Genomic DNA, 24,909 nt, shown 5'->3' with positions numbered 1-24,909 from the left:
CTTTGTATTACAAAGCAAAGCGGACATAAATTTTCGCCATCAGCGCGCGGACATGTTGTCCCCATCGATTGGGGAGCACCCTGTTGAAAACGCGCCTAAAAGTCTGCTAAATGACTGATGCCGAAGGAAAAGTCATGCGCGCTTCAGGTTGCATCAATGCGTATCGGGCTTTGCATAACTTATCCCCAGCGCACGGGGAAAGGGCTGTGGAAAACCGCTTGGTGACTCATCTAGTTTCTTGATTTCGCGCTGAAATCCCCGCGCGACGCGCATCGCGCCACTTTTTCGCTCGCGCGCGCGACATCGATGCGATGCCCGACTTATCCACAATTTCTGTGGACAGTAGTGTTGAAAAGCCTTGCGTAGACGCGTTAAGTCTCTGATGAATAAAGATTTGTACGACCTGATCGAAGACGGGCGAGCGCGTGCATCGCGATCGTGCCGCGCGCCAGGCTCAGATCGAAATGCCGGGACCGCCGTTGCTGCCCAGCAGTTGTTCGACCGAATTCGCGTCCGTGTAGTCCTGCTCGGGCAGGCCGTCGAACACGGTGATGACGTCGTTGGATACGCCCGCCTCGCGCGCGGCATCGACGATCGCGTCCTTGTTGGCGGGGTACTTCACGAGACGTAATACCTGGGCGATCTCGTTGTCGATCGGCTCGTCGTTCAAGGCGTGTTTTGCGTGCGTGTCGGTCATTCCGAGGTCCGGTGTCGAGTCAGTGAATGAGGAGGCGCGTCAGGTCTGGACCTGAATCGTCTGGCTCGCCATGCCGTGACTCGGCGTGCGCGATTTCGGCAGCGGCACATGACGCCAGCGCGCGTGATCGAGATCCTGCGCCGCGACTTCGGGCGCGGGCGGCGATACGGGCGCGGCGTTCACGCGCAGCGCGGCGCGCGTCGCGGCAATGGCGGCGGTGGATTCGTCGGTCGAACTCGTGTGCAGCGGCGCGGCATAGCACGAGACGGAAACCAGAGCCATCGACAACAACGTTGAGGTCTTCATCGGGCAACCCCTCCTCACGTAGGCAGCAGAAAAGACCAAGCAAAGCCTATGCCGATGGATATTTCCGCCACCCGCCGTGCGCTCGGACCATGACAGCGCCGCGCACACGGGCGCGACGAGTGGGCGTCGCGCAGACATACTTCGAGTGAATTGTGAAGTCGATCCGACCCGCGCGAAACGCGCGCACGCGAAGCGTGACGCGCCGCGAAATTGCACGGCTGCGCAGTTTCAGCGCGACGTCGGGTTCAGACGGAAGTATGCGTCCAGAAGTGAGGTTTTGTACACGACGCCGAGCAGCAACGGCTGCGTCTTTTTTTCGATGACCGGCAGGCGTTCGCCCTGGAACGCGAGGAAGTGCTGCAGTGCTTCGCCGAGCGACATGTCGGGCGTGAGCACGTCGAATTCCGGCTGAAGATAATCCGCGGCGGTTTTGGATGCGCAGGTCTTGTCGTCGAGCAGATCCGACGTGATGTTCTTCAGCGCCACCACGCCCTGAAAGCGCCCGGCGTCATCGACGACGTACAGATACTTCACCGGATATTCGAGGAACACGCGCGTCATGTCCTTGATGTTCGCGGACAGCGGCACGACGGTATCGGCGGGCTTGACGAGCTCGCGCATCTGCGTCGCGGCGAGACGCAGGCGCTCTTTCTCTTCACGCGTGCGCCGCAGCGTGACTTCGTACATCGACGTCTGCTCGGACGTGCGCGCGATGAAGTACGCGATCACGCACGAAACCATTAGCGGCAGCATGACCTGATACGACAGCGTCATCTCGAAGATCATCAGGATGGCCATGAGCGGCGCGTGCGTGGCCGCGGCGAGAAACGCGCCCATGCCGACCATCGCGTAGGCGAAGGGCGCGGACGTGGAGTCCGGCCAGATCGAATGCACGCCGATGCCGTAAAGACAGCCGAGCACCGCGCCGACGAAGAGCGTCGGCGTGAAGATGCCGCCGACCGCGCCCGAACCGGCGGTGGCCGCCGTCGCGATGATCTTGAAGACGAGCACGGTGAGCAGCGCGGTCCAGGTCCACGGTTCGTGCAGCAGCGAGTTCACGACTTCGTAACCGTTGCCCCAGACTTCGGGCCACCAGATCGATATCACGCCGACGATCAGCCCGCCCAGCGCGAGGCGCACGGGCAAGGGCAGGGGCAAGGTCGAGAAGCGTTTTTTCGATTCGGCGAGCAGCCGCAGGAAGTGCGGCGCGAGCGTGCCGCAGAGCAGTCCGAGCACGACGAAGAGCAGCACTTCGATGCCGGTGACGGTCGGGAACACCGGCATCTCGTACGGCGGCCTGTAGCCGGCGAACTCGCGCATCGTGATGTTGGCGACGACCGACGAGACGACGATCGGGCCGAAGCTTTCCATCGCCATCGAGCCGAGCACGAGTTCGGTGACGAAGAACGCGCCGGCGATAGGCGCGTTGTACGCCGACGTGATTCCGGCCGCCGCGCCGCACGCGACGAGCAGACGCAGGCGCGGCGGATCGAAGTGCACCCAGCGCCCGATCAGCGACGACACGAGGGCGGCGAGTTGCACCATCGACCCTTCGCGACCGATCGAGCCGCCGCTCGAAATCGTGATGAGCGACGACAAACTGCGCCATACGCTTTGCCAGACGGGCACGACGCCATCGCCGATGGTGACGGCTTCCATGTAGTCCGTGCTCGCATTCTTGCTCGCGCGCTTGCGGGCGATCAGCAGGCAGACGCCCGCGATGAGACCGCCCACGGCGGGCAACAGCACGCGCACGGGCCAGGGCAGGCTTTGCGCGAGCGCGACGAGACCTTCCGAATGATTGCCGAGGAGCCGCTGAAGGATCTCAATGCCTTCGCGAAAGACGGAGGTGGCGAAAGCACCGGCCACGCCGACGACCACCGCCCAGACGAGCATCGTATGCGAGTCCGACAGACGGAAAAGCCGTTGTGCCCGTGTACGGAGCTTGAGCAGAAAGGAGAGCACTTTTGCGAAATCGTGGAATGCTTAGAAGCAAATGGAATAAGGGACTCGCAAGGATAGCATTGCAGGGCGGCGCTGCGGACGTCGAAACGCGTTCGTCAGGGTCGAAAAAAAGCCCGGCACACGCCTGGCCGGGCTTCGTCGGAGCAATCGCGCGTCACCACTTCGGCGCGAACGGCGGATTCGCATTGCGCTTGCCTTCGTCGAGCGCATCGATTTTCGCGATGTCGTCGGCGTCGAGCTTCAGTTTCTGCGCGTCCCAGTTGGCTTTCTGATGCTCCGGATTCGTCGATGCCGACAGCACCACGATATCGCGCGAAAGCAGCCATGCGAACGTCACCTGCGCGGGCGTCGCGCCATGCTTCCCGGCGATCGCCTTGAGCGTCGCGTCCGTATGCGCGCGCCCTTCGCCGAGCGGCATGTACGCGGTCACTTTCACGCCGAGCTTTTGCGTCGCATCGACGAGCGCGCGGTTCGCGAGAAACGGGCTCACTTCAATCTGGTTCGTGACGATCGCGTCGCCGCCCGGCGCCTTCAGCGCTTCTTCGAGCAACGGCGCGGTGAAATTCGACACGCCGTAATGGCGAATCAGCCCGAGCTTCTGCGCTTCCTGCATCGCCGCGAGCGTTTCGGCGATCGGCACCGCGCCGTCGGGCGACGGCCAGTGCACGAGCGCGAGATCGATCGTGCCGATGTCGAGCTTCGCGTGACTGTCCGTGAGGCTCGCGACGAGCGCGTCGTGCGAGAGCCGTTCCCACCAGACTTTCGTCGTTACCCAGATATCGTCGCGCGCCACGCCCGATTCGCGCACGCCCTGACCGACAGCCGCTTCGTTGTTGTAGTACTGCGCGGTGTCGATATGGCGATAACCGAGCTGCAATGCGCTCTTCACCGCGTTCGTGGTCTTCGCGGCATCGACGCGAAACGTGCCGAGACCGAATGAAGGAATCGTTTCTACCATGCTGGCTCCTGGTGAGTGTCGAGGTTTCAAGCGTCCTGATCGAGTTCGGGATAGTGCCTGAAAATGCCCGATTCGTTGAACGGGATGCGCCGTTCCGAATCGACGTAAGCCGCGATGTTCGGCCGTTGCAGCACCGCATCATGAATCGCGGCCACGCGCGGATACTGCGCGCCGAACTCCTTCATCGCGCGCGGAAAGGCGTAATGCAGGCCATCGACGATCTGGAAGATGGACAGATCCACGTAAGTCGCCGTATCGCCGATCATCTGCGTATCGCCGTGCGGGTTCTGCGCAAGCACGCGGTCGAAGTACTTCATGAACTTCGGCACGCGCTTGTCCAGAAAATTCTGCGTACGGATTTTCGCCGCGTCCTTTTGATCTTCGTAATAGAGATCGGTCGCGAGCGGATGATGCGTGTCGTGCACTTCGGCGACGAAATCCGCGATCGTCAGTTGCAGGCCGTGCGCGACGTAGCGCAGGCCCTCGTCCTTCGGCGCGAGGTTCAGTTTCGGCCCGAGATAAAGAAGAATGTTCGCGACGTGCGGGACGATCAGCTCGCCGTCCCTGAGAAACGGCGGCGCAAACGGAATATGCGGCTCAGTCTTGCTGTTCAGGACTTTCATCATCGCGTCCATGCCGTAGCCGCTTTTCTTCGATTCGCGCGCGACGTCGATATATTCGGCGCCCGCATCTTCGAGCGCGAGCCGGACGAATTCGCCTCGGCCCTGCAATCCGTCCCAATAGTAGAGTTCGTAAGCCATGAGAAAGGGCTCCTCGTCGGGGCATGCCGCATCGGCGGCGAAGCGTGAGTGTGCGCGTTTTTGACGTTCGGCGGGAAACGCGCGAACGAAGAGGCGGACGAGCAACACGCGTTCCCGTCGCGCGGCGATGCCATGACTCGTCGCGAATCGTGCAAAATCGATGTTTTGCGTTTTCGAGTAGCGGAGAAGAGATGAACAAGCAAGGCTTCACCACAGGCATCGTTCACGGCGACAGAAACGCGGGCGGCGAGCACGGCGGCGTGCGCCAGCCGATCCACACATCGGTTCAGTACGGATTCGAGCGCGTGGAAGATCTGATCGGCGTCTTCCAGGGCACGAAGAAAGGCGGTTTCAACTACGCGCGTCAGGGCACGCCGACCACCGCCGCGCTCGAACGCAAGATCACGAGCCTCGAAGACGGCATCGGCTCGATCTGCTTCGGCACCGGCATGGCGGGAATCACCGCCATTTTCCTGACCTTGCTGCGCGCGGGCGATCATCTCGTATCGAGCCGCTACGTCTTCGGCAACACCAACAGCCTGTTCGGCACGCTGCGCACGCTCGGCATCGAAGTGACGATGGTCGATGCAACTTCCGCCGAGAACGTCGCGAACGCGATCAAGCCGAATACGCGCATGGTGTTCGTCGAGACCATCGCGAACCCCGGCACGCAGATTCCCGATCTCGAAGGCATCGGCGCGTTGTGCCGCGAGCGCGGCCTCGCGTATGTCGTCGACAACACGATCACGTCGCCGGCGCTGTTCCGGCCCAAGGCGGTCGGCGCGAGCCTCGTCGTCAATTCGCTGACGAAGACCATCGCGGGTCATGGCGCGGCGCTCGGCGGTGCGGTGACGGACACGGGCCTCTTCGACTGGAGCGCCTATCCGAACATCGCCGATGATTACCGCAAGTCGCCGTCCAAAGAGCAGGGCTTGCTGCAAGTCCGCAAGAAAGGGCTGCGCGACATGGGCGCGTCGCTGTCGTCTGAGCAGGCGCATTCCATCGCGATGGGCGCGGAAACGCTCGCCCTGCGCGTCGCGAAGTGCAGCGAGAACGCGCTCGCGCTCGCCCAGTATCTGGAGAAGCACGAGGCCATCGGGCGCGTGTTTTATCCGGGATTGAAGAGTCATCCGCAATACGAGATCGCTCAGGCGCTGTTCAAGGGTGCGTCGTGGCTGCTGTCGTTCGAGTTGCGCCGCGCAGACCGCATGATCGATGTCGTCAACGCGCTGCAGTTGCCGGTCAAGGCGACGGGCCTCGGCGACACGCGCACGCTCATCATTCCCGTTGCGCCGACGATCTTCTTCGAAGCCGGCCCCGAAGTGCGCAAGTCGATGGGCATTTCCGACGGCATGCTGCGGCTTTCGGCGGGCATCGAAGATATCGACGATCTGATCGCCGATTTCGAGCAGGCGCTCAAGCTCGCGGCATGACCTTGGTGCGCGCCTCGCGCACTACGAGGCGCGCGCGTAGTAAATGTTCTGCGGATGGCGCGCTTCGGCGAAGAAGAACCATCGCTCGGCGACGAGCCCGAGATACTGCGTGACGCACGCGAGGCAGAAGAGCGCGACCGATTGCGCACCGATCCCGAGCAGCATCAGCACGAAGGGCACGGCGAACGCGCCGACGAGAAACGTCCACTTGATGCGCGCGATCGCCTGCGCCGAGCGTCCGTGAAAGAACTCGCGCAGATTGAACGCGCCCGCCGTGAAGCCCCGCGACTTCTGCACGACGTTCGGCCCCTTGATGCCGGTCGCGCTCTGCACGGTCGATTTTGGCCGCAGCTTCGCATTGCGCTTGAGCGCGGCGACGCGCGTCGCGCAGCCCGCGAGCGTCAACGTGCACGCACAAGCGGCGAGACCCGCCGCCAGCGACGGCGCGAGCCACGCGGCGCACGCGGTCGCCAGCGTGAATCCCGATGCGCAGCCGAGCAGCACGAAGTTGACCATCGTGAGCGGCGTCGCCCATTCCTGCAGGAAGCGCAGGCATGCGTAGATCATCGCGGTGCAGACGAAAAGCGCCGCCGACGCGATCACGCCGATCACGCCGACGGCAAGCGACCACGGCGCGCCGAGCCAGTGCGCGAAGCCGTACAACGCGGCGCATCCGAGGAACGCGGGCAGGCACAGGCATTCGCGCGACAGCCACGACGTACGCCACATCGCGATGGCGCGCCACGCCCGCTCGGGATGCCCGAGATGGAAAAACGATGCGACGAGGCCCAGCCCGCCGAGCACGACCGACAACGCCGCGCCGAGGATGAAGAACAGTTGCGAAGGCGCGTCGATCAGACCGAGCTTCGCGCACGCTTCGACACCGACGAGCGCAATCAGCAAGCCTTGCGCGGCGCCGCTCAATGTCGTGAGAAAAACGACGGAAAACGCGGGTTTCATGTTCGAGCTCCGATGAAAGTCAGACGCGCACGGCCATCGACGCGAGATTGAGTTCGCCGTGCGCTCCGGGTGCGTCCGGCGCTTCGGCGTCTTGAGACTGACAGCCGCACGAGCCGCCGCCGCTGCTGCACGCATTCACGGGACGACGCGGCAAATAATGATTCGCGGGCTTCGTGTCCCATTCGGGCATCAACTGATAGCCGCCGCGCTCCTCGATCGCCTTCGACACGACCGACTCCGGATCGTGGATATCGCCGAAGAGCCGCGCCGACGTCGGACACGCGAGCACGCACGCCGGCTTGCGATCGCGTTCGGGCAGCGCCTCGTTGTAGATGCGATCGGCGCACAGCGTGCACTTCGTCATCTCCTTGCGCGCTTCGTCGAGCTCGCGCGCGCCGTACGGACACGCCCACGCGCAGTACTTGCAGCCGATGCACTTGTCGAAGTCCACGAGCACGAGTCCGTCTTCCTTGCGCTTGTAGCTCGCGCCGGTCGGACAGACGGGCACGCACGGCGGATCCTCGCAGTGCAGGCACGACTTCGGAAAGTGGATCGTATCGGCGAGCGGAAATTCGCCGGCTTCATACGTCTGCACGCGGTTGAAGAAGGTGCCGGACGGATCGGCGTCGTACGGGCGCTGATCCGCGAGACTGCCAGCTTCGCCGGACGTGTTCCATTCCTTGCAGCTCGTCACGCAGGCGTGGCAGCCGACGCAGACGTTCAGATCGATCACCAGGGCCATTTGAGTCATGCCGGTCTCCTTCAGTTTTTTACGTCGCGCTTGATGGCGTTGCGCAAGCGCGCCGCGAACTCGCCGCGTCCGGCGAAGTACGTCTGCACGACGCGTTGAACCGATCCCGTCATGCCGGGCGATGGACGCATCGGCGCGAATTGCGGCAGCGTGTGGTCGGCATCGCTTTCGGCGGGATAGACGCGCACGCGCACGTCGTACCACGCGGCTTGTCCGGTGATCGGATCGGAGTTCGAAAAGCGCAGGCCTTCGCGCGCGGACGCAGGAAGCTCATCCGTGATGAGGTGATTGAGCAGAAAGCCCCGCTGCGATTCGTTCGCGTCGGGACCGAGGCTCCACGCGCCCGATGCCTTGCCGATCGCGTTCCACGTCCACACCGTTCCGGGCTCGACGGCTTCGCTATAGCGCGCCATGCAGCGCACCTTGCCCCATTGCGATTCGACGTAAATCCAGCCGCCGTCCTCGATGCCGTTCGCCTTCGCCATGCGCGGATTCATGTACAACAGGTTCTCGGCGTGAATCTGCCGCAGCCACGCGTTCTGCGAGTCCCACGAGTGATACATCGCCATCGGGCGCTGCGTGACGGCCGCGAGCGGATACTGCGCGAGATCGGTCGTATCGAGTTCCAGCGGCGCGTACCAAAAGGGCAGCGGATCGAAATATTCCTCGATGCGTGCGCGCAAGTGTTCCGGCGGCTGCCGGCCTTTCGTGCGACCCTGCGCGGCGAGGCGGAACTTCTGCATCACGTCGGAATAGAGCTGGATCAGGATCGGCTCGTTGAACTTGCGAAAACCTTTATCGACGGCGAATTGCAGGTACGGCCCGTTCTGGCCGCGCATGTATTGCAGCTCTTGGGGCAGCGTGTAGTGGTAGACGCAATCGTGGTTTGCGTACTCTTCCCATTGATTCGGATTCGGCTCGCCGACGAGCGCGTCCTTGCCGTCCTTGCCGCGCCAGCCGATCAGAAAGCCCACGCCCGACCCCGGCGCCGTCTGATGATTGACGATGAAATCCGGATAGTCGCGATACTTGCGCGTGCCTTCGGGCGTCGTGAACGCGGGCAGCTTCAGGCGGCTGCCGAGCTCGACGAGCACTTCCTGGAACGGACGGCATTCGCCGGTGCGCGGCACGACCGGCACGCGCACGGAATCGACGGGACCGTCGAACTCGGAGATCGGGCGGTCCAGCATCGACATTGCGTCGTGTCGTTCGAGGTAGGTCGTGTCGGGCAGGATGAGATCGGCGAATGCGGTCATCTCCGACTGGAACGCATCGCACACGACGATGAACGGAATTTTGTATTCGCCGTTGCCGTGCTTGTCGGCGAGCATGTTGCGCACTTCCATCGTGTTCATCGACGAGTTCCATGCCATGTTGGCCATGAAGATCATCAGCGTGTCGATGGGGTACGGATCGCCGCGCCATGCGTTCGTGATGACGCTGTGCATCACGCCGTGCACCGCGAGCGGATATTCCCACGAGAACGCCTTGTCGATGCGAACCGGCGTGCCGTCGTCGTGGATGAAGAGGTCCTCCGGCGCGGCGGGCCAGCCGAGCGGCCCGCTCGCGAGCGGCGTGTTCGGCTTCACCTGATCGGGGTGATTCGGCGGTTTCGCCGATGGCGGCACCGCGCGCGGAAACGGCGACTTGTGCCGGAAACCGCCCGGACGGTCGATCGTGCCGAGCAGCGACATCAGCACGGCGAGCGCGCGGATCGACTGGAAGCCGTTCGAGTGCGCGGCGAGACCGCGCATCGCGTGAAAGGCGATCGGGTTGCCCGTCACGGTGTCGTGCTTCCTGCCCCAACAATCGGTCCATTGAATCGGCAGCGTGATCTTGTGATCGCGGCTCGTCTGGATCATTTCGGCGGCGAGGCGTTCGATCGTCGCGGCGGGAATACCGGTGATGTCCGCGGCCCATTCCGGCGTGCACGTTGCGACCTGCTCGCGCAGCAACGCGAAGGAGGGCGCGACGCTCGTGCCGTCGTCGAGCGTGTAGCGGCCATCGAGCGCGGGCGCGGCATCGTCGGCGTGATGCGCGACCGCGCGATTCGTCTTCGTGTCCCACCAAAGATGATTCTGCGGAAAGAGCGGATTCGATTCGGCCGCGCTTTCGTCCTTCACGAAAAGGCCGAACGTGTCGCTCGCTTCGTTCATATCGAGCAGTTCGGCCGCGTTCGTATAGCGCGTGACGAATTCGTGATCGTAGGCGTCGGCGGCGATTAGTTCGTGGATCAGCGCCATGAAAAGCGCGCCGTCTGTGCCGGGGCGGATCGGCACCCATTCGTCGGCGATGGCCGCGTAGCCCGTGCGGACCGGATTGATCGCGATGAAGCGTCCGCCCGCGCGCTTGAATTTCGATATCGCGATCTTGAGCGGATTCGAGTGATGATCCTCCGCCGTGCCAATCATGAAGAAGAGCTTCGCGCGGTCGAGATCCGGGCCGCCGAATTCCCAGAACGAGCCGCCGATCGTATAAATCATGCCCGCGGCCATGTTCGCCGAGCAGAAGCCGCCGTGGGCCGCGTAGTTGGGCGTGCCGAAGTTCTTCGCGAAGAGGCCGGTCAGCGCCTGCATCTGGTCGCGTCCGGTGAAGAGCGCGAATTTTTTCGGATCGGTGGCGCGCAGGTGTGCGAGACGCTTTTCGAGCGTATCGAGCGCGACCTCCCACGAGACCGGCTCGAACTGCGCTTCGCCGCGCAGTGCGCCGGGTTTTCGCATCAGCGGCTGCGTGAGGCGTGCGGGCGAATACTGCTTCATGATGCCCGACGCGCCTTTCGCGCAGATCACGCCTTGATTGAGCGGATGGTTCGGATTGCCGTCGATGTATCTGACTTCGCCGTCGCGCAGATGCACGCGGATGCCGCAACGGCACGCGCACATGTAGCACGTCGTGGTCTTGACATCGAGCTTCTCGTTCTGGGTACGAGCGCCGTGTTCCATGAGTGCTCCTTCTAAAGCGTTATCGCGCGACGGGGACGTTCGCGCGATTCCGTACTTCACTGCATCGGCGATCGATCAGCCGAAGAGGCGTTCGACGCCGAGCGTGATCGCGAGGCCGCCGCCGACCAGCCACGCATACAGGATCGCGCCGGTTGCAAGCGCACGCGGGCCGGCCTGACGGATCTGCGCGATGCGCGTCTCCATGCCGAGCGCGGTCATGGCCATCGTGAGCGCGAAGGTGTCGAGCGTGTTGATCGTGCTCGTGGCGGCATCGGGCAGAACGTGCAGCGAATTCACGACGACGAGCGCGAGAAAGCCGAGCGCGAACCAGGGCACCGCGATCTTGCCGTTGCCTTGCGCCGCGCCGTCCGCCGTGTTGCGCGAGCGGCTGATCCAGAAACCGATCACGAGCAGCACGGGCACGAGCAGCATCACGCGCGTCATCTTGACGATGGTCGCGATATGCGTCGCTTCCGGGCTGACGTTGCTCGCCGCACCGACGACCTGCGCCACTTCGTGAATCGTGCCGCCGAAAAAGAGGCCCGCGCCGAGCGTATCGAGATGCAGCCAGCCGGCGTTGAACGCGAGCGGGTAGAGGAACATCGAGAGCGTGCCGAACAGCACGACGCTGCCCACCGCCATCGCGCTCTTGTGCGGCTTCGATTGCAACGTCGATTCGAACGCGAGCACCGCGGCCGCGCCGCAAATCGCGCTGCCGGCTGCCGTGAGGAGTGCGGTATCGCGATCGAGCTTCATCAGCTTCATGCCGGCCCACGTACCGATGACGAGCGTGCTGACCACGACCAGCACCGACACCGTGAAACCCGACACGCCGACTTGCGCGATTTCCTGAAGGCTGATGCGCAGCCCGAAGAACGCGACCGCGATGCGCAGCAGCTTGCGCGCGGAGAAGTTGACGCCGGCCGCCCAGCTTTCCGGCATGCCGTGACGCAGCGCATTGCCGTAGATCGCGCCCGCGACGATGCCGACGATCAGCGGGCTGATGCCGAGCCCGGCGATAGCGGGCAGCGAAGCGAGGCGCGTGACGGCGGCGGCGAACAAGGCGACGAAGAGAATGCCGTTGAGTTGCCCGCGTCTGGATGATGCGGCCGGCGCGAGCGTTTGGGCGGACTGAACCGTGGACATGGATGAACCCGTTTGATGATGATGACTCGATGGGCTAATCCTATTCTCGATATATCAATATGAAAAATCGTGATTTAGAATGGCAAGTATCGGACCACCTTATATTTGAAACAGATGACCCCGGAACAACTGATAACGTTCGCAACGGTCGCAGAGCACGGCAACATCAGCCGGGCGGCGGTGGCCTTGCATTTGTCGCAGCCCGCCGTGTCGGGGCAGTTGCGCCTGCTCCAGGAGGAATTCGGCGAGCCGCTTTATCAGCGTGATGGCCGCGGCGTGCGCCTGACCGCAGCCGGCGAGCAGTTGCTCGGCCATGCGGAACGCCTGCGCGAGACATTTCGCGCGGCGCACGCGCTGCGCGACGCATTGCGCGGGCTGGAGCGCGGCACGCTGCGCATCGGCGCGAGCACGACGCCCGCGAGTTATTTGCTGCCGTATCTGATCGCTGCGTTTCACAAGCGCTTTCCGGAAGTCGTCGTGACGACCATCGACGGCAATACCGCCGACATCGTCGCTGCGCTCGGCTCGCTCGATATTGCGCTGGTCGAAGGCGCGCCGGGACACGATCTGCCGCTCGGCACCACCGTCACACCGTGGCGCGAGGACGAAATCGTCGCGATCCTGCCGAATGGTCATCCGCTTGCCGACGGGCGCGATGCCGCCACGCTCGATCAGTTGAGCGAGCATCCGCTCGTGCTGCGCGAGCCCGGCTCGGGCGTGCGGCAGATCATCGAGCGCGCGTTCGCCGATTGCGATGCGCCCATGCGGGTCGCGCTGGAAATCGCGGGCGTCGAGGGCGTGAAGGAGGCGGTGCGCGCGGGCATGGGCATCGGCTTCGTATCGGCGATGTCGATCCGCCACGAGGACAGCGCGTTGCGTCGCGTGCGTATCGCGCCGCGACCGCTCACGCGGCGTTTTTCGATTCTGCTGCCGCACGCGGCAACGCCGTCACGCGTCGCGGCGCGTTTCCTGGAGTTGTGCGAGGAACCGGGTCTCATCGGCTAGGGAATTCCACTATGGCGCGTCGATGGCGGTCTGACGCACCATTCGTTCTCAACAGGGGCGCTGCGGCGTCCTTTTCGAAAATCGTTTATGGAACCGGTTCCACCGAGGAATTTCGAGGCCAAAACCCATAGTGAGAAGCGAGTGAATCAAAAATCCCGCATCGATGAAAAGCGCGCAGAAGTCGTGATCGTGGCGAGCGCGTTCGGCGCCGATGCGATCCGTCGCGATGGCCACGCCGCGTGGGCGGCGGTCGCGGCGCGCGCGGGTGCGGATGGCTTCGAAGTGCGTCGCGAGTTGTTCGCCGATGACGCCGATTCGCAGCCCGATGCACTCGCGCAGCTCGGCGCACGGATTCGCGCGCACGGCTTGTGGGCGGTCCATTCGACGCCCGCGACGCTGTTCCGCGACGACGGCGCGCTCGATCTCGATTCGCTGCGGCTCGCCATCGACGAGGCAGCGGCGATGGACGCGCGCATCGTCAAGCTGCAACTGGGCGGCACGGAGCGTGGTGTCGCGACCGATCCGGCCACGCTCGATCGCCTGATGTCGGCGATCGCCGCGTCGAAAGCGCGCGTGGTCGTCGAAAACGGACAACTGAAGGCAGGCGGCACGATCGGCGCGTTCGATGCGCTCTTCGCCGCGCTGCCCGCGCGAAGCGGCCTCGCGATGACTTTCGACACCGGAAACTGGCACTGGGCGGAGCAGGATCCGCTCGACGCGGCGCAGCGCCTCGCGCCGCACGTCGCGTATGTGCACTGCAAGGCGGTGATGGGCGAGGGCGCGCGCCGTTTTGCCGCCGCGCCCGCGAACGGCGACGCGCGTTTCGCGACGCTGCTCGCGCAGTTGCCGGGCGATGTGCCGCGCGGCATCGAATATCCGTTCATTCCGGGCGCGGACGGTTCGCTCGACGCCGACGCGGCGCGCCAGGTCGCACGAATCGCGGCATTTTGAATGCCACTTTGAATTACGCATTTTGCATTCAGCATTCATCTGCAAAGGAACCCGACATGCAAGCCAAGCCTGAAGTCCTCGACGTCGTCACTTACGGCGAAGCGATGACGATGTTCGTCGCCGCCGTTACCGGCGATCTCGCGAAGGCCGGTCAATTCACGAAGCGCGTCGCGGGCGCGGATCTGAACGTCGCGATCGGTTTGTCGCGCCTTGGCTTCAAGGTGGGCTGGATGAGCCGCGTCGGCAACGATTCGTTCGGGCGCTATGTGCTCGACGTACTCGCATCCGAAGGCATCGACGCGCGCCGTGTGACGATCGACGAGCGTTATCCGACGGGCTTTCAGCTCAAAGGCAAGTGCGACGACGGCAGCGATCCGGCCGTCGAGTATTTCCGCAAGGGTTCGGCCGCGAGCCATTTGTCGCTCGACGACTACGCCGCCGATTACGTGCTCGGCGCGCGTCATCTGCATCTGACGGGCGTGGCGCCCGCGATCTCGGCGACCTCGCGTGAGCTTGCGTTCCACATGGCCCGCGAAATGCGGGCAGCGGGCAAGACGATCTCGTTCGATCCGAATCTGCGTCCGACGCTGTGGCCGTCGCGCGAGGCGATGGCCGAATCGCTCAATGCGCTCGCCGCGCTCGCCGACTGGGTGCTGCCGGGGGTGTCCGAAGGATTGACGCTGACGGGCTACGCGAAGCCCGAGGACATCGCCGCGTTTTATCTCGATCGGGGAGCGAAGGGCGTCGTCGTGAAGCTGGGCGCGCACGGCGCGTATTTCCGCACGGCGGACGGCGAGCAGGGCATCGTGCCGGGCGTGCCGGTCGAGAAGGTCGTCGATACGGTCGGCGCGGGCGATGGCTTCGCGGTCGGCGTCGTGAGCGCGCTGCTCGAGGGACGCGATGTGCGTCACGCGATCGCGCGCGGCAATCGCATCGGCGCGCTGGCGATTCAGGTGATCGGCGACAGCGAAGGACTGCCGACGCGCGCCGCGCTCGATCTGCTCGAAGCACAGGATTCCAACGACAAGACGGCCAAAGCCGCGTTCGATCTGGCTTGAAAGCCACCAACCGAGACTCAACCGAATTGCGTTCGGAGACAACCATGCAAAGTTCTTCCAATCCCACGCTGGCCGTGCGCCGCTGGTGGGCGATCATGCCGATCGTCTTCATCACGTACAGCCTCGCGTATCTCGACCGCGCCAACTACGGTTTCGCGGCGGCGGCGGGCATCAATCAGGATTTGGGCATCAGCAAGGGACTGTCCTCGCTGATCGGCGCGCTGTTTTTTCTCGGCTATTTCTTCTTCCAGATTCCGGGCGCGATCTATGCCGAACGGCGCAGCGTGAAGAAGCTCGTCTTCTGGAGTCTCGTGCTGTGGGGCGGCTGCGCGACGCTCACGGGCATGGTGAGCAATATCCCTTCGTTGATGGCGATCCGCTTCGTGCTCGGCGTCGTCGAGGCTGCGGTCATGCCGGCGATGCTCGTCTTCATCGCGAACTGGTTCACGAAGTCGGAGCGCTCGCGTGCGAATACGTTTCTGATTCTCGGCAATCCGGTGACGGTGCTGTGGATGTCGGTCGTATCCGGTTATCTCGTGAACTCGTTCGGCTGGCGCCACATGTTCATCGCGGAAGGTTTGCCGGCGGTGGTGTGGGCGGTGATCTGGTGGTTCATCGTGAAGGACAAGCCCGCACAGGTGAGCTGGCTCACGGATCAGGAAAAGAACGATCTCGATGCGACCTTGCGCGCCGAGCAGGCCGCGATCAAGCCGGTGAAGAACTATCGCGAGGCGTTCAAGTCGCCGGCGGTGATCAAGCTGTGTGCGCAGTATTTCTGCTGGAGCATCGGCGTGTATGGGTTCGTGCTGTGGCTGCCTTCGATTCTCAAGAGCGGATCGACGCTCGGGATGGTCGAGACGGGCTGGCTGTCGGCGGTGCCGTATCTTGCGGCGACCATCGCGATGCTGCTGGCTTCGTGGGCCTCAGACAAGCTTCAGGCACGCAAGGCTTTTGTGTGGCCGTTTCTGCTGATCGGCGCGGTGGCGTTTGCAGGTTCCTACCTTCTCGGGTCGACGAACTTCTGGGCTTCTTATGCGTTGCTCGTGATCGCAGGGGCTGCGATGTATGCGCCCTATGGGCCGTTCTTTGCGATCGTGCCGGAGTTGCTGCCGAAGAATGTCGCCGGGGGGGCGATGGCGCTCATCAATAGCATGGGGGCGTTGGGGTCGTTCGTCGGGTCGTATTTTGTGGGGTATTTGAATGGGGCTACTGGATCGCCCTCTGCCTCTTACGTTTTCATGAGCGCCGCGTTGTTGATGGCTGTTTGGCTTACGCTGGCGGTTAAGCCGCAGGCGGCGGTTCGGGCTGGGGTTGTTGTGAGGCCTTGAGGTTTTTGCTTTCGCTTTTCGCTTTTGCTTTCGGTTTCGCCGGATCCCGTTGTCGTGTCGGTCTATTGGCACTGCCCCTGTGCGGGGCGGCAGTCACTTTCTTTGCTGCTGCAAAGAAAGTAACCAAAGAAAGCAGCTCGTCACGGCCCGCGGTCACACGCACGTTGGGTAGTACTCTCGTCCTAGGTGGCACTCGCCTAAAGAGTGCCCTCAAACACCTAATCGGGCTTGGATCGCGCGCGGTCTGACGAGCTAGTTTTCCAAGGACACTGGTTCAGCACGAAACTGCTTCGGCACAGCGCTACGCGCTGCCGCCGGGTCTGCAAGGGAAACCAAAGGGCGGCAAGTGCAGTGAGACGGAGACATTAGTAGAGAAGCACATGCATCCCCGATTGACCGGTCGGCCGCGAAGCGGGCTGGAGCCATATGGTGCTGAACCAGTTTGTTGTGTGGTGCGATGAGACGGACCGTGCGCGAGCCAAGCCCGATTAGGTGTCTGAGGGCACTCTTTAGGCAGCCCACGATGGACGAGAGGACTACCCAAATTGCGTGTGACCGCGGGCGTATCGGAAGCTGCTTTCTTTGGTTGCTTTCTTTACACAGGACCAGAGTAAGCGCTAAAGCGCTAACTCTGGTCGACGGCAAAGAAAGTGACTGCCGCCCCGCACAGGGGCAGTGCCAATAGACCGACACGAAAACGGGATTCCACAGAAGCCCGAGCCAACCAACCCGGACAAAGCAAACCATGACCAAAAAAATCGTAGCTTACAAGGCGTTGCCAAGCGACGTAGAAGCCTATCTCCGCGCCCACGCGGAAGTGGTGAACATCGATCCGAAAAACCACGCCGCATTCGTGCAAGCGCTAACAACCGCCGACGGCGCCATCGGTGCGAGCATAAAGATCTCCCCCGACATGATCGAAGGCGCCCACCGCCTGAAAGCACTGTCGACGATCTCCGTAGGCTTCGACCAGTTCGACGTGCAAGACCTCACCCGCCGCGGCATCGTGCTTACGCACACGCCGGACGTGCTCACCGAATCCACCGCCGACACGGTCTTCGCGCTGATCCTCGCAAGCGCGCGCCGCGTCGTCGAACTCGCCGAATGGGTCAAGCAAGGCAACTGGAAGGCAAGCATCGGTGAAGCGTGTTTCGGCGTCGACGTGCAAGGCAAGACACTGGGCATCGTCGGCCTGGGACGCATCGGCGGGGCCGTCGCACGGCGCGCGGCGCTCGGCTTTCGCATGAACGTGCTCTACACGAATCGCAGCGCGAACGAGCAGGCCGAAAAGGAATACGGCGCAAAGCGTGTCGAGCTCGACGAACTGCTCGCGCAATCCGATTTCGTCTGCCTGCAAGTGCCGCTCACGCCGGAAACGCGCGGTCTCATCGGGGCGAACGAATTGCAGAAAATGAAACGGAGCGCGATTCTGATCAACGCCTCGCGCGGACCGACCGTCGATGAAAACGCGCTCGTCGATGCGCTAAAAAACGGCACGATCCGCGGTGCAGGCCTCGACGTGTTCGAGCAGGAACCGCTTCCCGCCGACTCGCCGCTGCTCGCGATGAAAAACGTCGTCGCACTGCCGCATATCGGCTCGGCCACGCACGAAACGCGTCACGCGATGGCGCGAAACGCCGCGAAAAATCTCATCGGCGCACTGAACGGCACGCTCACGCAGAACATCGTCAATCCCGACGTGCTCGCGCGCTGAAACCGTGGGTCGCCCGGTCATGCGCTAACATGCGCGATGCGAGGAGAACGATAATGACGGCATCGCGACTCGCTTCACGGCGAAGCGCGCGCCCACGACCACTATGTCCGACGACCCCACATTGACGAACCGCCCGCCTGCATTCGGCGCGCGCCGCGCGACCATCACCGATGTCGCCCGCGAAGCAGGCACCGGCAAGACCAGCATCTCGCGCTATCTGAACGGCGAGCTCGGCGTGCTGTCGCCCGATCTGCGCGAGCGCATCGAGGCGGCCATCGCCAAGCTCGACTATCGGCCGAATCAGATGGCGCGCGGCCTGAAGCGCGGCCGCAATCGTCTGATCGGCATGCTGCTCGCCGACCTCACGAACCCGTATTCCGTCGAAGTGCTGCAAGGCGTCGAAGCAGCGTGCCACGCGCTCGGCTATATGCCGCTCATCTGTCACGCAGCCAACGAGATCGACATGGAGCGGCGCTATCTGCAATTGCTGACGACGTATCGCGTCGAAGGCGTCATCGTCAACGCGCTCGGCGTGAAGGAAGAACTGCTGCAAGGCTTTGCGCGCGGCGGCATTCCGGTCGTGCTCGTCGATCGCTCGGTCGAAGGTTTCATCACCGACATGGTCGGGCTCGACAATCCCGCCGCCGTGCAGATCGCGACGCGTCATCTCGTCGACGAAGGTTTCGACGAGCTGCTGTTCGTCGTGCAGCCGGTCACGCATGTCAGCTCGCGGCGTCTGCGCGAAGCCGCGTTTCGCGAAACCGTCGCGGCGCTCCATGCAAGCGGCTCGACGCTCGTGATCGATCTCGCCGATGCGGCGCCCGCGCTCGCGGAACTCGACACGCGCGTCACGGCGGCGAAAGCCGCGGGCAAGCGCGTCGCGCTCTTCGCGGCGAACGGGCCGGTCGCGCTGCGCGTCGCGGTGCATCTGAAGGAACGCCACGGCGCGGACTGGCAGGCGAGCGTCGCGCTGATGTCGATCGACGATTCCGAATGGGCGCAGCTCGCCGGCATGACGGCGGTCCGCCAGCCGACGTACGATATCGGCCGGCGCGCGGTCGAATTTCTGCATGAGCGTCTCGGCGGCGCCGCGATGCCCGCGCGCGAATGTCTGCTGCCGGGCGAACTCGTCGTGCGCGCATCGACGACACGCGCGAATCACAACGACGAGCAACAAGCTTCACAAGGAATCTGAATGATCAGTGTTACGACGTTGCTGAGCCTCGCGCTCGCGACGCTCATCATCGCGGCCATGCCCATCGTGCTGTACAGGAAGCTGCGGCCGCGCTTCGCGATCGTGCCGCGCTACGCGATTCTCGGCATCGCCGTGTTCGCGCTCTTCGCGATGGTCATCGAACGCGCGCTGCACGGCTTCATGCTGAGCAATCCCGTCACGTCGGCGTGGCTCGTCAATCCGGCCGTGTTCGTCGTTTATGGCGCACTCGCGGCGGGGCTGTGCGAGGAAGTCGGACGCTTTCTCGCGATGAAATGGCTCATTTCGCGCGAGCCTGACGCGCTCGACCGGCACGGTCCGGCGCTCGGCTACGGCATCGGGCACGGCGGGGCGGAGGCGTGGATCGTCGGCGTGCTCGTGCAGGTGCAATGGATCGTCTATGCGGTGCTCGCGAATCGCGGCACGCTCGACGCGCATTTCGCGACCGCGCCGCTCGAAGCGATCGCGCGCATTCATCTCGTGCTGATGAGTCTGTCGCCGGTGTCGGCGGGCATCTTCCTCGTTGAGCGTGCGAGTGCGTTCGTGCTGCAACTCGGCTTTTCCGCGCTGATGTGGCAAATGCTGCGCGAGCGTTCGCGCCACGCGCTCGCAGTCCTCGTTGCCGCGCATGCGCTCGTCGGCTTGCCAGCCGCGCTTTTTCAGGCGCGGCTCGTGCCGCTCATCGCCGCCGATGCGGTGTATCTCGTGCTCGGCGCGATCGTCGCGGTGGCGCTCGTGCGCTACTACCGGCGAGCCGCGGCGCGCGGCGGTTGAGCGCATCCGCGCCTGCCTGAATCAAATATCGACATCGAATGGACGACTATCAATACGACTGCCCGAGCGCGGATATCGACATGCTCGCGCATGTAATCTGCGATCTCTTTCCCGAGCAGACGCAGTTCGCCGAACGCAAGGACGATGAAGGCCGCACATCGCTCGTGATTCATTACGTGGCGATGCGCTTTGGTTCGAGCGCGCGGCGCATCACGATCGACGTGCGTTTCGATCCGGCCGCGCTCGCGCGTTATCGCGCATTGCCGCCACGCATGCACGCGCGCAGTTACGCGGTGCTGCGTGCCTATGTCGAAGCGACGCTCGGATCGCTCGAAGAGATGTACGCGGACGGCCAGATCGTGCCGCGCGAAGTGGACATCGAGATGGGCGAGGACTTCGCGTGAGCGCGCTCAGGCTTCGCGATAGACCTTCGCGAAGCGCGCTGCCTTCACGACGCCGAAATCGCCCGGCGCGTATTGCATGACCCAGTCGCCGGCATCGCCGGTGAGGATGTCGCCTGCCGCGGATCGCGCGATCGAGAAGGGTTCGTGCATCTGCTTCGCGAGCACGACGCTCGGACGGTTGCGATAGATGCCCGCCTCGCCGTGCGCGATGCCGCCTTCCGGCACGTACTTCGGATCGAAGCGTTCGCGCGACACGACCCAGCGCTCGCCGCTGGAAGCGGTGACGATCGCATCGCCGCTTGCATAGCGGTTCGGCCCTTCGAGGCTCATGAGTTCGCCCGCGGCAGCCGCGAATTCGACGGTGACGGCTTCGTCCTTCACGACGCGGCGTGCGGCGGGATCGGTGGCGAGATCGAGTTGCGAAAGATGGAGCATGGTGCGATCGGCGAAGATGGTGAGGGAGCGGATCGTAACGGCATTCGCGTCATTTTGCACTCGGCGGACGCAAAAAAGCCCGCATCATGCGATGCGGGCTTTCCGATCCGGCGCTCGTTCAGGGCTTCGTCGTCGATGCCGCATCCGCGCCCGCCGCGCGCGAACGATGATGCGCGCCGCCGCGGCGCGCCTTGCCGTGCTCCGAGCGGAAGCTCGTATCGGCGAGTTTCTTCTGCTCGGGCGAAAGGCTCGCGTAAAGCGGCTCGAAAGCTTCGACGAGCCGCTTCGTGCCGTCCGCGTTGGCTTGCGTGATCTGCTCGTATTGCTTCATGTCGTCGAGCGCGGACATCGTGTCGCGCTGCGCGATGCGCTGGCGGTACAGATCGGCCATGGTGCGGCCGTTGTCGCGCATTACATCGGCGAACTTCGACCACTGCGCTTCCTGCTGCGGCGTGATCTTGAGGCTCGAATGCAGTTCCGCGATACGCTCCTCGACGCGCGCCTCGCGCTTGCTGGCGGCCGGTGCGGACGCAGCGTCCTGCGCGGCGGGCGCCGATGCGGCCGTGGGCGCCGAACTCTGCGCGAAAACCGGGCTCAGTGCGCAGAAAGCGGCCAATGCAACGAGTGTTCTTTTCATTCAAAGTACCTTCGATCGATATAGGAAGCGGCGTGCTTCGTAAGCTGCATGCAAAGCAGCGAAGATCACGCCATCGGCGGATATTAGTATCACGATTGCATGCGGATTCGCCCGCATTGCCACAACTGCTTACATTCGAAACGTCTCTGGAAAAAACGCAGTGGATACCTTGTTGAGCATGCGGGTCTTTGTCGCGATCGTCGAGGCGGGCAGTCTGAGCGCCGCGGCCGAGCGCTTTTCGATCTCGGCGCCGATGGCGGGCAAGCACTTGCAGGCGCTGGAGGCGCGGCTCGATGCGCGTCTCATTGTCCGCACGACGCGTCGTCAGAGCCTGACCGAGATCGGCCGTGAATATTACGAACGCTGCCGCCGCATTCTCGCGGAAGTCGATTCTGCCGACACCCTCGCCGAATCGATGAGCGCGACGCCGCGCGGCGTATTGCGCGTCACCGTGCCGCTGACTTACGGCGTGCAGTTCGTCACGCCCGCCGTGACCGAGTTTCTCGCGGCGTTCGCGCAGATCAGCGTCGAGCTCGATCTGACCAACCGCATGGTCGATATCGTCGAGGAAGGATTCGACGCCGCCGTGCGTATCGGCACGCTCGCCGATTCGAGCTTCGTCGCGCGGCCGCTCAAGCCGTATGCGATGACGGTATGCGCGTCGCCTTCCTATCTTGCGCGCGCGGGCACGCCCGCGACCCCCGCCGATCTCGCGAGCCACGAGTGCCTCGGCTTCTTGCATCTCGGCCGCGAGGCGAGCTGGCGGCTCGAAGGCGAGGACGAGGCGATGCATGCGCGCCGCACGCAGTCCGCGCGCTTTCGCACGAATAACGGGCAGGCGCTCAGGAAGGCCGCGCTCGCCGGCTTCGGCCTCGTGCTTCAACCGCATGCGCTCGTCGAAGACGAACTGAAGAGCGGCGCGCTCGTCGCGGTGCTCCAGGACTTTCTGCCGAAGCCTTCGCCCGTTCATCTCGTCTATCCGCGCGATACGCGCGCGACGCCCAAGCTCGCGAGTTTCGTCGATTTCATGGTGACGAAGCTCGGTGTCTGACCGGCGTTCGTATCGCAGCGTCTCGGCGATAATGCAAAACACAAAATGCCGGATGCCAGATGGCATTCAAAACGCATAACCCAAAACACAAAACGCCAAGGACGACGCCCACATGAGACCGCCGCGCCTCGATCAGCTCGACGACATCGATCGCAATCTCGTCGCGCTTCTGCAGATGAACGCGCGCGAGAGCGTCGCGAATCTCGCGCGGCAACTGGGCGTTGCGCGCACGACGGTGATCGCCCGCATGGCGCGGCTCGAAAAGAACAACGTGATCGCGGGCTACGGCGTGCGGCTCGGCCAGGATGTGCTCGACGCGAGCATTCAGGCGTACGTCGGCATCAAGCTCACGCCGAAATACGGCCGCGATCTGCAGAAGCGCTTCGCACGCATGCCGGAGATTCAGTTGCTCTGCGCGGTGAGCGGCGAATTCGATTACGTCGCATGGCTGCGCGCCGATTCGCCGGACCGCCTGAACGACCTGCTGGACGAGATCGGCGTGCTGGAAGGCGTCGAACGGACGACGACGTCGATCATCCTCGCGCGCAAGATCGATCGCGCCGGTTGAGACTCGACGATACAAATGGGATCGATCGATCGTCGAAACGACGAAAACCGTCGTCGAAGCGCATCATTTTGCGTCTAGGATGAATATTCGCGCGCTCCTAAACTGTGTGAACAGGTGTATCGGCTAACTCGCACATACAGGAGACGAATATGAAAGTGGCCCTCGTCGGCGCCGGACTGATCGGTCAAAGCATTGCGCATTTGCTGCGTGAAACGGGGGATTTCGACGTCGTCGCCTTCGATCGCGACGAACACGCGCTCGCGCTCATCGATGCGCAAGGCATCCCGACGCGCCGCGTCGATTCCGCCGATACGCCCGCGCTTCGTCAGGCGCTGATCGGTTTCGACGCGCTGATCAATGCGCTGCCGTATTACCTCGCGATCAACGTCGCATCGGCGGCGAAAGCGGCGGGCGTGCATTACTTCGACCTCACCGAAGACGTGCGCGCGACGCACGCGATCCGCGCGATCGCCGACGACTCCGAGCTCGCGTTCATGCCGCAATGCGGTCTTGCGCCGGGCTTCATCGGCATCGTCGCGCACGATCTGGCGAAGCGTCTCGACGACGTGCGCGAAGTAAAGATGCGCGTCGGCGCGCTGCCCGAGTTTCCGACCAATGCGCTGAAGTACAACCTTACATGGAGCATCGACGGGCTCATCAACGAGTATTGCCAGCCGTGCGAGGCGATCCGCGAAGGCCGCACGCAATGGGTGCAGCCGCTCGAAGGCGTCGAGCATTTTTCGCTCGATGGCATCGAGTACGAGGCGTTCAATACATCGGGCGGGCTCGGCACGCTCTGCGAAACGCTTGCCGGCAAGGTCGAGACGCTCGACTACAAATCGGTGCGCTATCCGGGGCATCGCGATCTGATGAAGTTCCTGCTCGACGATCTGCGTATGTCCACCGATCGCGACGGTCTCAAGACGATGCTCAAGCGCGCGGTGCCTTCGACGGCACAGGACGTCGTATTGATCTTCGTCACGGTGACGGGCATGCGGCGCGGGCAACTCGTGCAGGACGTGTTCACGCGCAAGATCTTCGCGAAGGATGTGTGCGGCGTGCCGATGAGCGCGATCCAGATCACGACCGCCGGCGCGATCTGCGCGGAACTCGATCTCTTCCGCGAAGGCGTGCTGCCGCAGAGCGGCTTCGTGCGTCAGGAGCAGGTGCCGCTCGACGCGTTCCTCAACAACCGCTTCGGCAAGCTGTACGAAGGCGCCAACGCGGTCGCGACGGCACGCCAGCTCGCGGCGGCTTAAGCGACGAGGCGCGCGACCAGTTCGCCGCCGGCTTCACCGGATGGCGTCGTGTTGTCGAACATCACGAGCGTCCGCGCGAGCGCTTCATCGGGGACGAAGAGGCGCTTGCGATATTCCTCCCAATGCGCAAGCTTGTACGCATCGTTCGGATCGCCGCGCGCGACGATCCGTTCGCGCGCCACATCTTCATCGACATGCACCCAGACGACGCTTATGGCGACATCGTCATCGATGCCGAGCCACGCGCGATCGAAAAGGCGTCCATTGCGCACCTCGCGCGTCAGCGGCGCGACGATCACGACGCTCACGCCGAGCGCGAGATTTTCGGCGGCGGTATCGATGAGACAGCGATACTCCGCATCGCGAAAATGTTCTATGAAAAGCGGGCTGTCGCGATCGTGCGGATCGCCGGTGAGCGCGCCGATCGCCGCGGCGCTGTATGCACCGTAGAGCGTGTCCTTGTCGAGCAGGCAGAAGGGCTCGCCAGTCGCATGCATGAGCGGCGCGAAGAGTTGCTTCGCGAGCGTCGTCTTGCCGGTGCCGGCATGACCGCAGAAGAAAATCAGATGCTTCACGCCGGGTCGGTCCTGGAT

24 protein-coding genes are annotated in these 24,909 nt (G+C 63.6%); 12 read left to right on the top strand and 12 right to left on the bottom strand.

Annotated elements, in window-relative coordinates:
• Nucleotides 1–454: 454 nt before the first annotated feature.
• From NCS67_RS06865 to NCS67_RS06845, 5 genes are all read right to left on the bottom strand, one after another.
• Entirely contained in the window at nt 455–697 is a 243-nt protein-coding gene (locus NCS67_RS06865; protein ID WP_034473428.1) for a DUF2795 domain-containing protein, read from the bottom strand.
• A gap of 39 nt (nt 698–736) precedes the next feature.
• Complete coding sequence (locus NCS67_RS06860; protein ID WP_008349457.1) at nt 737–1,003, bottom strand: hypothetical protein; 267 nt, start codon at nt 1,001–1,003, stop codon at nt 737–739.
• Between the two features lie 228 nt (nt 1,004–1,231).
• The gene (locus NCS67_RS06855) at nt 1,232–2,968 is read right to left on the bottom strand and encodes a ClcB-like voltage-gated chloride channel protein (RefSeq protein ID WP_008349459.1); all 1,737 of its coding nucleotides are present in this window, start codon (nt 2,966–2,968) and stop codon (nt 1,232–1,234) included.
• Nucleotides 2,969–3,122: 154 nt separating this feature from the next.
• Complete coding sequence (locus NCS67_RS06850) at nt 3,123–3,926, bottom strand: aldo/keto reductase (protein WP_250434789.1); 804 nt, start codon at nt 3,924–3,926, stop codon at nt 3,123–3,125.
• 26 nt (nt 3,927–3,952) lie between these two features.
• On the bottom strand, nt 3,953–4,687 hold the full coding sequence (locus NCS67_RS06845) for a glutathione S-transferase (RefSeq protein WP_250434787.1): 735 nt from the start codon (nt 4,685–4,687) through the stop codon (nt 3,953–3,955).
• 191 nt (nt 4,688–4,878) lie between these two features.
• On the opposite strand from NCS67_RS06845, the gene NCS67_RS06840 reads away from it, so the two are divergent.
• Nucleotides 4,879–6,120, top strand: a complete 1,242-nt coding sequence (locus NCS67_RS06840; RefSeq protein ID WP_008349465.1) for a cystathionine gamma-synthase family protein — start codon at nt 4,879–4,881, stop codon at nt 6,118–6,120.
• A gap of 21 nt (nt 6,121–6,141) precedes the next feature.
• Here the strand turns inward: NCS67_RS06840 and NCS67_RS06835 are convergent, their stop codons facing one another.
• The 4 genes from NCS67_RS06835 to NCS67_RS06820 form a co-directional block, all read right to left on the bottom strand.
• Complete coding sequence (locus NCS67_RS06835) at nt 6,142–7,080, bottom strand: dimethyl sulfoxide reductase anchor subunit family protein (RefSeq protein ID WP_175982237.1); 939 nt, start codon at nt 7,078–7,080, stop codon at nt 6,142–6,144.
• A gap of 19 nt (nt 7,081–7,099) precedes the next feature.
• Entirely contained in the window at nt 7,100–7,831 is a 732-nt protein-coding gene (locus NCS67_RS06830) for a 4Fe-4S dicluster domain-containing protein (protein ID WP_175982236.1), read from the bottom strand.
• Between the two features lie 11 nt (nt 7,832–7,842).
• A complete protein-coding gene (locus NCS67_RS06825) occupies nt 7,843–10,773 on the bottom strand; it encodes a molybdopterin oxidoreductase family protein (protein WP_250434785.1) in 2,931 nt (976 codons plus the stop codon).
• Between the two features lie 75 nt (nt 10,774–10,848).
• The gene (locus NCS67_RS06820) at nt 10,849–11,919 is read right to left on the bottom strand and encodes a YeiH family protein (RefSeq protein ID WP_008349474.1); all 1,071 of its coding nucleotides are present in this window, start codon (nt 11,917–11,919) and stop codon (nt 10,849–10,851) included.
• Between the two features lie 114 nt (nt 11,920–12,033).
• On the opposite strand from NCS67_RS06820, the gene NCS67_RS06815 reads away from it, so the two are divergent.
• The 8 genes from NCS67_RS06815 (at nt 12,034) to NCS67_RS06780 (ending at nt 20,366) form a co-directional block, all read left to right on the top strand.
• Entirely contained in the window at nt 12,034–12,924 is an 891-nt protein-coding gene (locus tag NCS67_RS06815; protein ID WP_008349476.1) for a LysR family transcriptional regulator, read from the top strand.
• 141 nt (nt 12,925–13,065) lie between these two features.
• A complete protein-coding gene (locus tag NCS67_RS06810) occupies nt 13,066–13,875 on the top strand; it encodes a sugar phosphate isomerase/epimerase family protein (protein ID WP_051996656.1) in 810 nt (269 codons plus the stop codon).
• A 56-nt stretch (nt 13,876–13,931) separates the two neighbouring features.
• On the top strand, nt 13,932–14,933 hold the full coding sequence (locus NCS67_RS06805) for a sugar kinase (protein ID WP_008349480.1): 1,002 nt from the start codon (nt 13,932–13,934) through the stop codon (nt 14,931–14,933).
• Between the two features lie 44 nt (nt 14,934–14,977).
• Nucleotides 14,978–16,261 carry an MFS transporter gene (locus tag NCS67_RS06800; protein WP_008349482.1) on the top strand — a complete coding sequence of 428 codons (1,284 nt, stop codon included), beginning with the start codon at nt 14,978–14,980 and terminating at the stop codon, nt 16,259–16,261.
• Between the two features lie 745 nt (nt 16,262–17,006).
• Complete coding sequence (locus NCS67_RS06795) at nt 17,007–17,975, top strand: 2-hydroxyacid dehydrogenase (protein ID WP_250434783.1); 969 nt, start codon at nt 17,007–17,009, stop codon at nt 17,973–17,975.
• A gap of 103 nt (nt 17,976–18,078) precedes the next feature.
• A complete protein-coding gene (locus tag NCS67_RS06790) occupies nt 18,079–19,170 on the top strand; it encodes a LacI family DNA-binding transcriptional regulator (protein ID WP_034473442.1) in 1,092 nt (363 codons plus the stop codon).
• On the top strand, nt 19,171–19,962 hold the full coding sequence (locus NCS67_RS06785; protein WP_034473443.1) for a YhfC family intramembrane metalloprotease: 792 nt from the start codon (nt 19,171–19,173) through the stop codon (nt 19,960–19,962).
• 38 nt (nt 19,963–20,000) lie between these two features.
• Nucleotides 20,001–20,366, top strand: a complete 366-nt coding sequence (locus NCS67_RS06780; protein WP_250434782.1) for a DUF3022 domain-containing protein — start codon at nt 20,001–20,003, stop codon at nt 20,364–20,366.
• A gap of 6 nt (nt 20,367–20,372) precedes the next feature.
• Here the strand turns inward: NCS67_RS06780 and NCS67_RS06775 are convergent, their stop codons facing one another.
• Both NCS67_RS06775 and NCS67_RS06770 read right to left on the bottom strand, forming a co-directional pair.
• Entirely contained in the window at nt 20,373–20,801 is a 429-nt protein-coding gene (locus NCS67_RS06775) for a PGDYG domain-containing protein (RefSeq protein ID WP_008349493.1), read from the bottom strand.
• Between the two features lie 118 nt (nt 20,802–20,919).
• Entirely contained in the window at nt 20,920–21,438 is a 519-nt protein-coding gene (locus NCS67_RS06770) for a Spy/CpxP family protein refolding chaperone (RefSeq protein WP_034473444.1), read from the bottom strand.
• Between the two features lie 160 nt (nt 21,439–21,598).
• Here NCS67_RS06770 and NCS67_RS06765 point away from each other — a divergent pair, with 160 nt between their 5' ends.
• From NCS67_RS06765 to NCS67_RS06755, 3 genes are all read left to right on the top strand, one after another.
• Nucleotides 21,599–22,489: a LysR family transcriptional regulator gene (locus NCS67_RS06765; RefSeq protein WP_034473445.1), complete on the top strand. Its 891-nt coding sequence runs from the start codon at nt 21,599–21,601 to the stop codon at nt 22,487–22,489.
• 112 nt (nt 22,490–22,601) lie between these two features.
• Nucleotides 22,602–23,057, top strand: a complete 456-nt coding sequence (locus tag NCS67_RS06760; RefSeq protein WP_008349499.1) for an Lrp/AsnC family transcriptional regulator — start codon at nt 22,602–22,604, stop codon at nt 23,055–23,057.
• Between the two features lie 149 nt (nt 23,058–23,206).
• Nucleotides 23,207–24,316 carry a saccharopine dehydrogenase family protein gene (locus NCS67_RS06755; protein ID WP_175983248.1) on the top strand — a complete coding sequence of 370 codons (1,110 nt, stop codon included), beginning with the start codon at nt 23,207–23,209 and terminating at the stop codon, nt 24,314–24,316.
• Here the strand turns inward: NCS67_RS06755 and NCS67_RS06750 are convergent.
• Nucleotides 24,313–24,891: a P-loop nucleotide/nucleoside kinase family protein gene (locus tag NCS67_RS06750; protein WP_250434780.1), complete on the bottom strand. Its 579-nt coding sequence runs from the start codon at nt 24,889–24,891 to the stop codon at nt 24,313–24,315. The genes NCS67_RS06755 and NCS67_RS06750 overlap by 4 nt on opposite strands.
• Nucleotides 24,892–24,909 lie beyond the last annotated feature (18 nt).

The sequence above is a fragment of the Caballeronia sp. ATUFL_F2_KS9A genome (assembly GCF_023630765.1).
GTDB lineage: Bacteria > Pseudomonadota > Gammaproteobacteria > Burkholderiales > Burkholderiaceae > Caballeronia > Caballeronia zhejiangensis.
The sequence above is the reverse complement of the archived record's forward strand: the minus strand, read 5'-3'. Positions and strand labels throughout refer to the sequence as shown.

Bases quoted from the DNA above. Each gene is read 5' to 3' on its own strand.
- NCS67_RS06865 (WP_034473428.1), bottom strand. From the start codon at position 697: ATGACCGACACGCACGCAAAACACGCCTTGAACGACGAGCCGATCGAC.
- NCS67_RS06860 (WP_008349457.1), bottom strand. From the start codon at position 1,003: ATGAAGACCTCAACGTTGTTGTCGATGGCTCTGGTTTCCGTCTCGTGC.
- NCS67_RS06850 (WP_250434789.1), bottom strand. From the start codon at position 3,926: ATGGTAGAAACGATTCCTTCATTCGGTCTCGGCACGTTTCGCGTCGAT.
- NCS67_RS06845 (WP_250434787.1), bottom strand. From the start codon at position 4,687: ATGGCTTACGAACTCTACTATTGGGACGGATTGCAGGGCCGAGGCGAA.
- NCS67_RS06840 (WP_008349465.1), top strand. From the start codon at position 4,879: ATGAACAAGCAAGGCTTCACCACAGGCATCGTTCACGGCGACAGAAAC.
- NCS67_RS06835 (WP_175982237.1), bottom strand. From the start codon at position 7,080: ATGAAACCCGCGTTTTCCGTCGTTTTTCTCACGACATTGAGCGGCGCC.
- NCS67_RS06830 (WP_175982236.1), bottom strand. From the start codon at position 7,831: ATGACTCAAATGGCCCTGGTGATCGATCTGAACGTCTGCGTCGGCTGC.
- NCS67_RS06825 (WP_250434785.1), bottom strand. From the start codon at position 10,773: ATGGAACACGGCGCTCGTACCCAGAACGAGAAGCTCGATGTCAAGACC.
- NCS67_RS06820 (WP_008349474.1), bottom strand. From the start codon at position 11,919: ATGTCCACGGTTCAGTCCGCCCAAACGCTCGCGCCGGCCGCATCATCC.
- NCS67_RS06815 (WP_008349476.1), top strand. From the start codon at position 12,034: ATGACCCCGGAACAACTGATAACGTTCGCAACGGTCGCAGAGCACGGC.
- NCS67_RS06805 (WP_008349480.1), top strand. From the start codon at position 13,932: ATGCAAGCCAAGCCTGAAGTCCTCGACGTCGTCACTTACGGCGAAGCG.
- NCS67_RS06800 (WP_008349482.1), top strand. From the start codon at position 14,978: ATGCAAAGTTCTTCCAATCCCACGCTGGCCGTGCGCCGCTGGTGGGCG.
- NCS67_RS06795 (WP_250434783.1), top strand. From the start codon at position 17,007: ATGACCAAAAAAATCGTAGCTTACAAGGCGTTGCCAAGCGACGTAGAA.
- NCS67_RS06790 (WP_034473442.1), top strand. From the start codon at position 18,079: ATGTCCGACGACCCCACATTGACGAACCGCCCGCCTGCATTCGGCGCG.
- NCS67_RS06785 (WP_034473443.1), top strand. From the start codon at position 19,171: ATGATCAGTGTTACGACGTTGCTGAGCCTCGCGCTCGCGACGCTCATC.
- NCS67_RS06780 (WP_250434782.1), top strand. From the start codon at position 20,001: ATGGACGACTATCAATACGACTGCCCGAGCGCGGATATCGACATGCTC.
- NCS67_RS06775 (WP_008349493.1), bottom strand. From the start codon at position 20,801: ATGCTCCATCTTTCGCAACTCGATCTCGCCACCGATCCCGCCGCACGC.
- NCS67_RS06770 (WP_034473444.1), bottom strand. From the start codon at position 21,438: ATGAAAAGAACACTCGTTGCATTGGCCGCTTTCTGCGCACTGAGCCCG.
- NCS67_RS06760 (WP_008349499.1), top strand. From the start codon at position 22,602: ATGAGACCGCCGCGCCTCGATCAGCTCGACGACATCGATCGCAATCTC.
- NCS67_RS06755 (WP_175983248.1), top strand. From the start codon at position 23,207: ATGAAAGTGGCCCTCGTCGGCGCCGGACTGATCGGTCAAAGCATTGCG.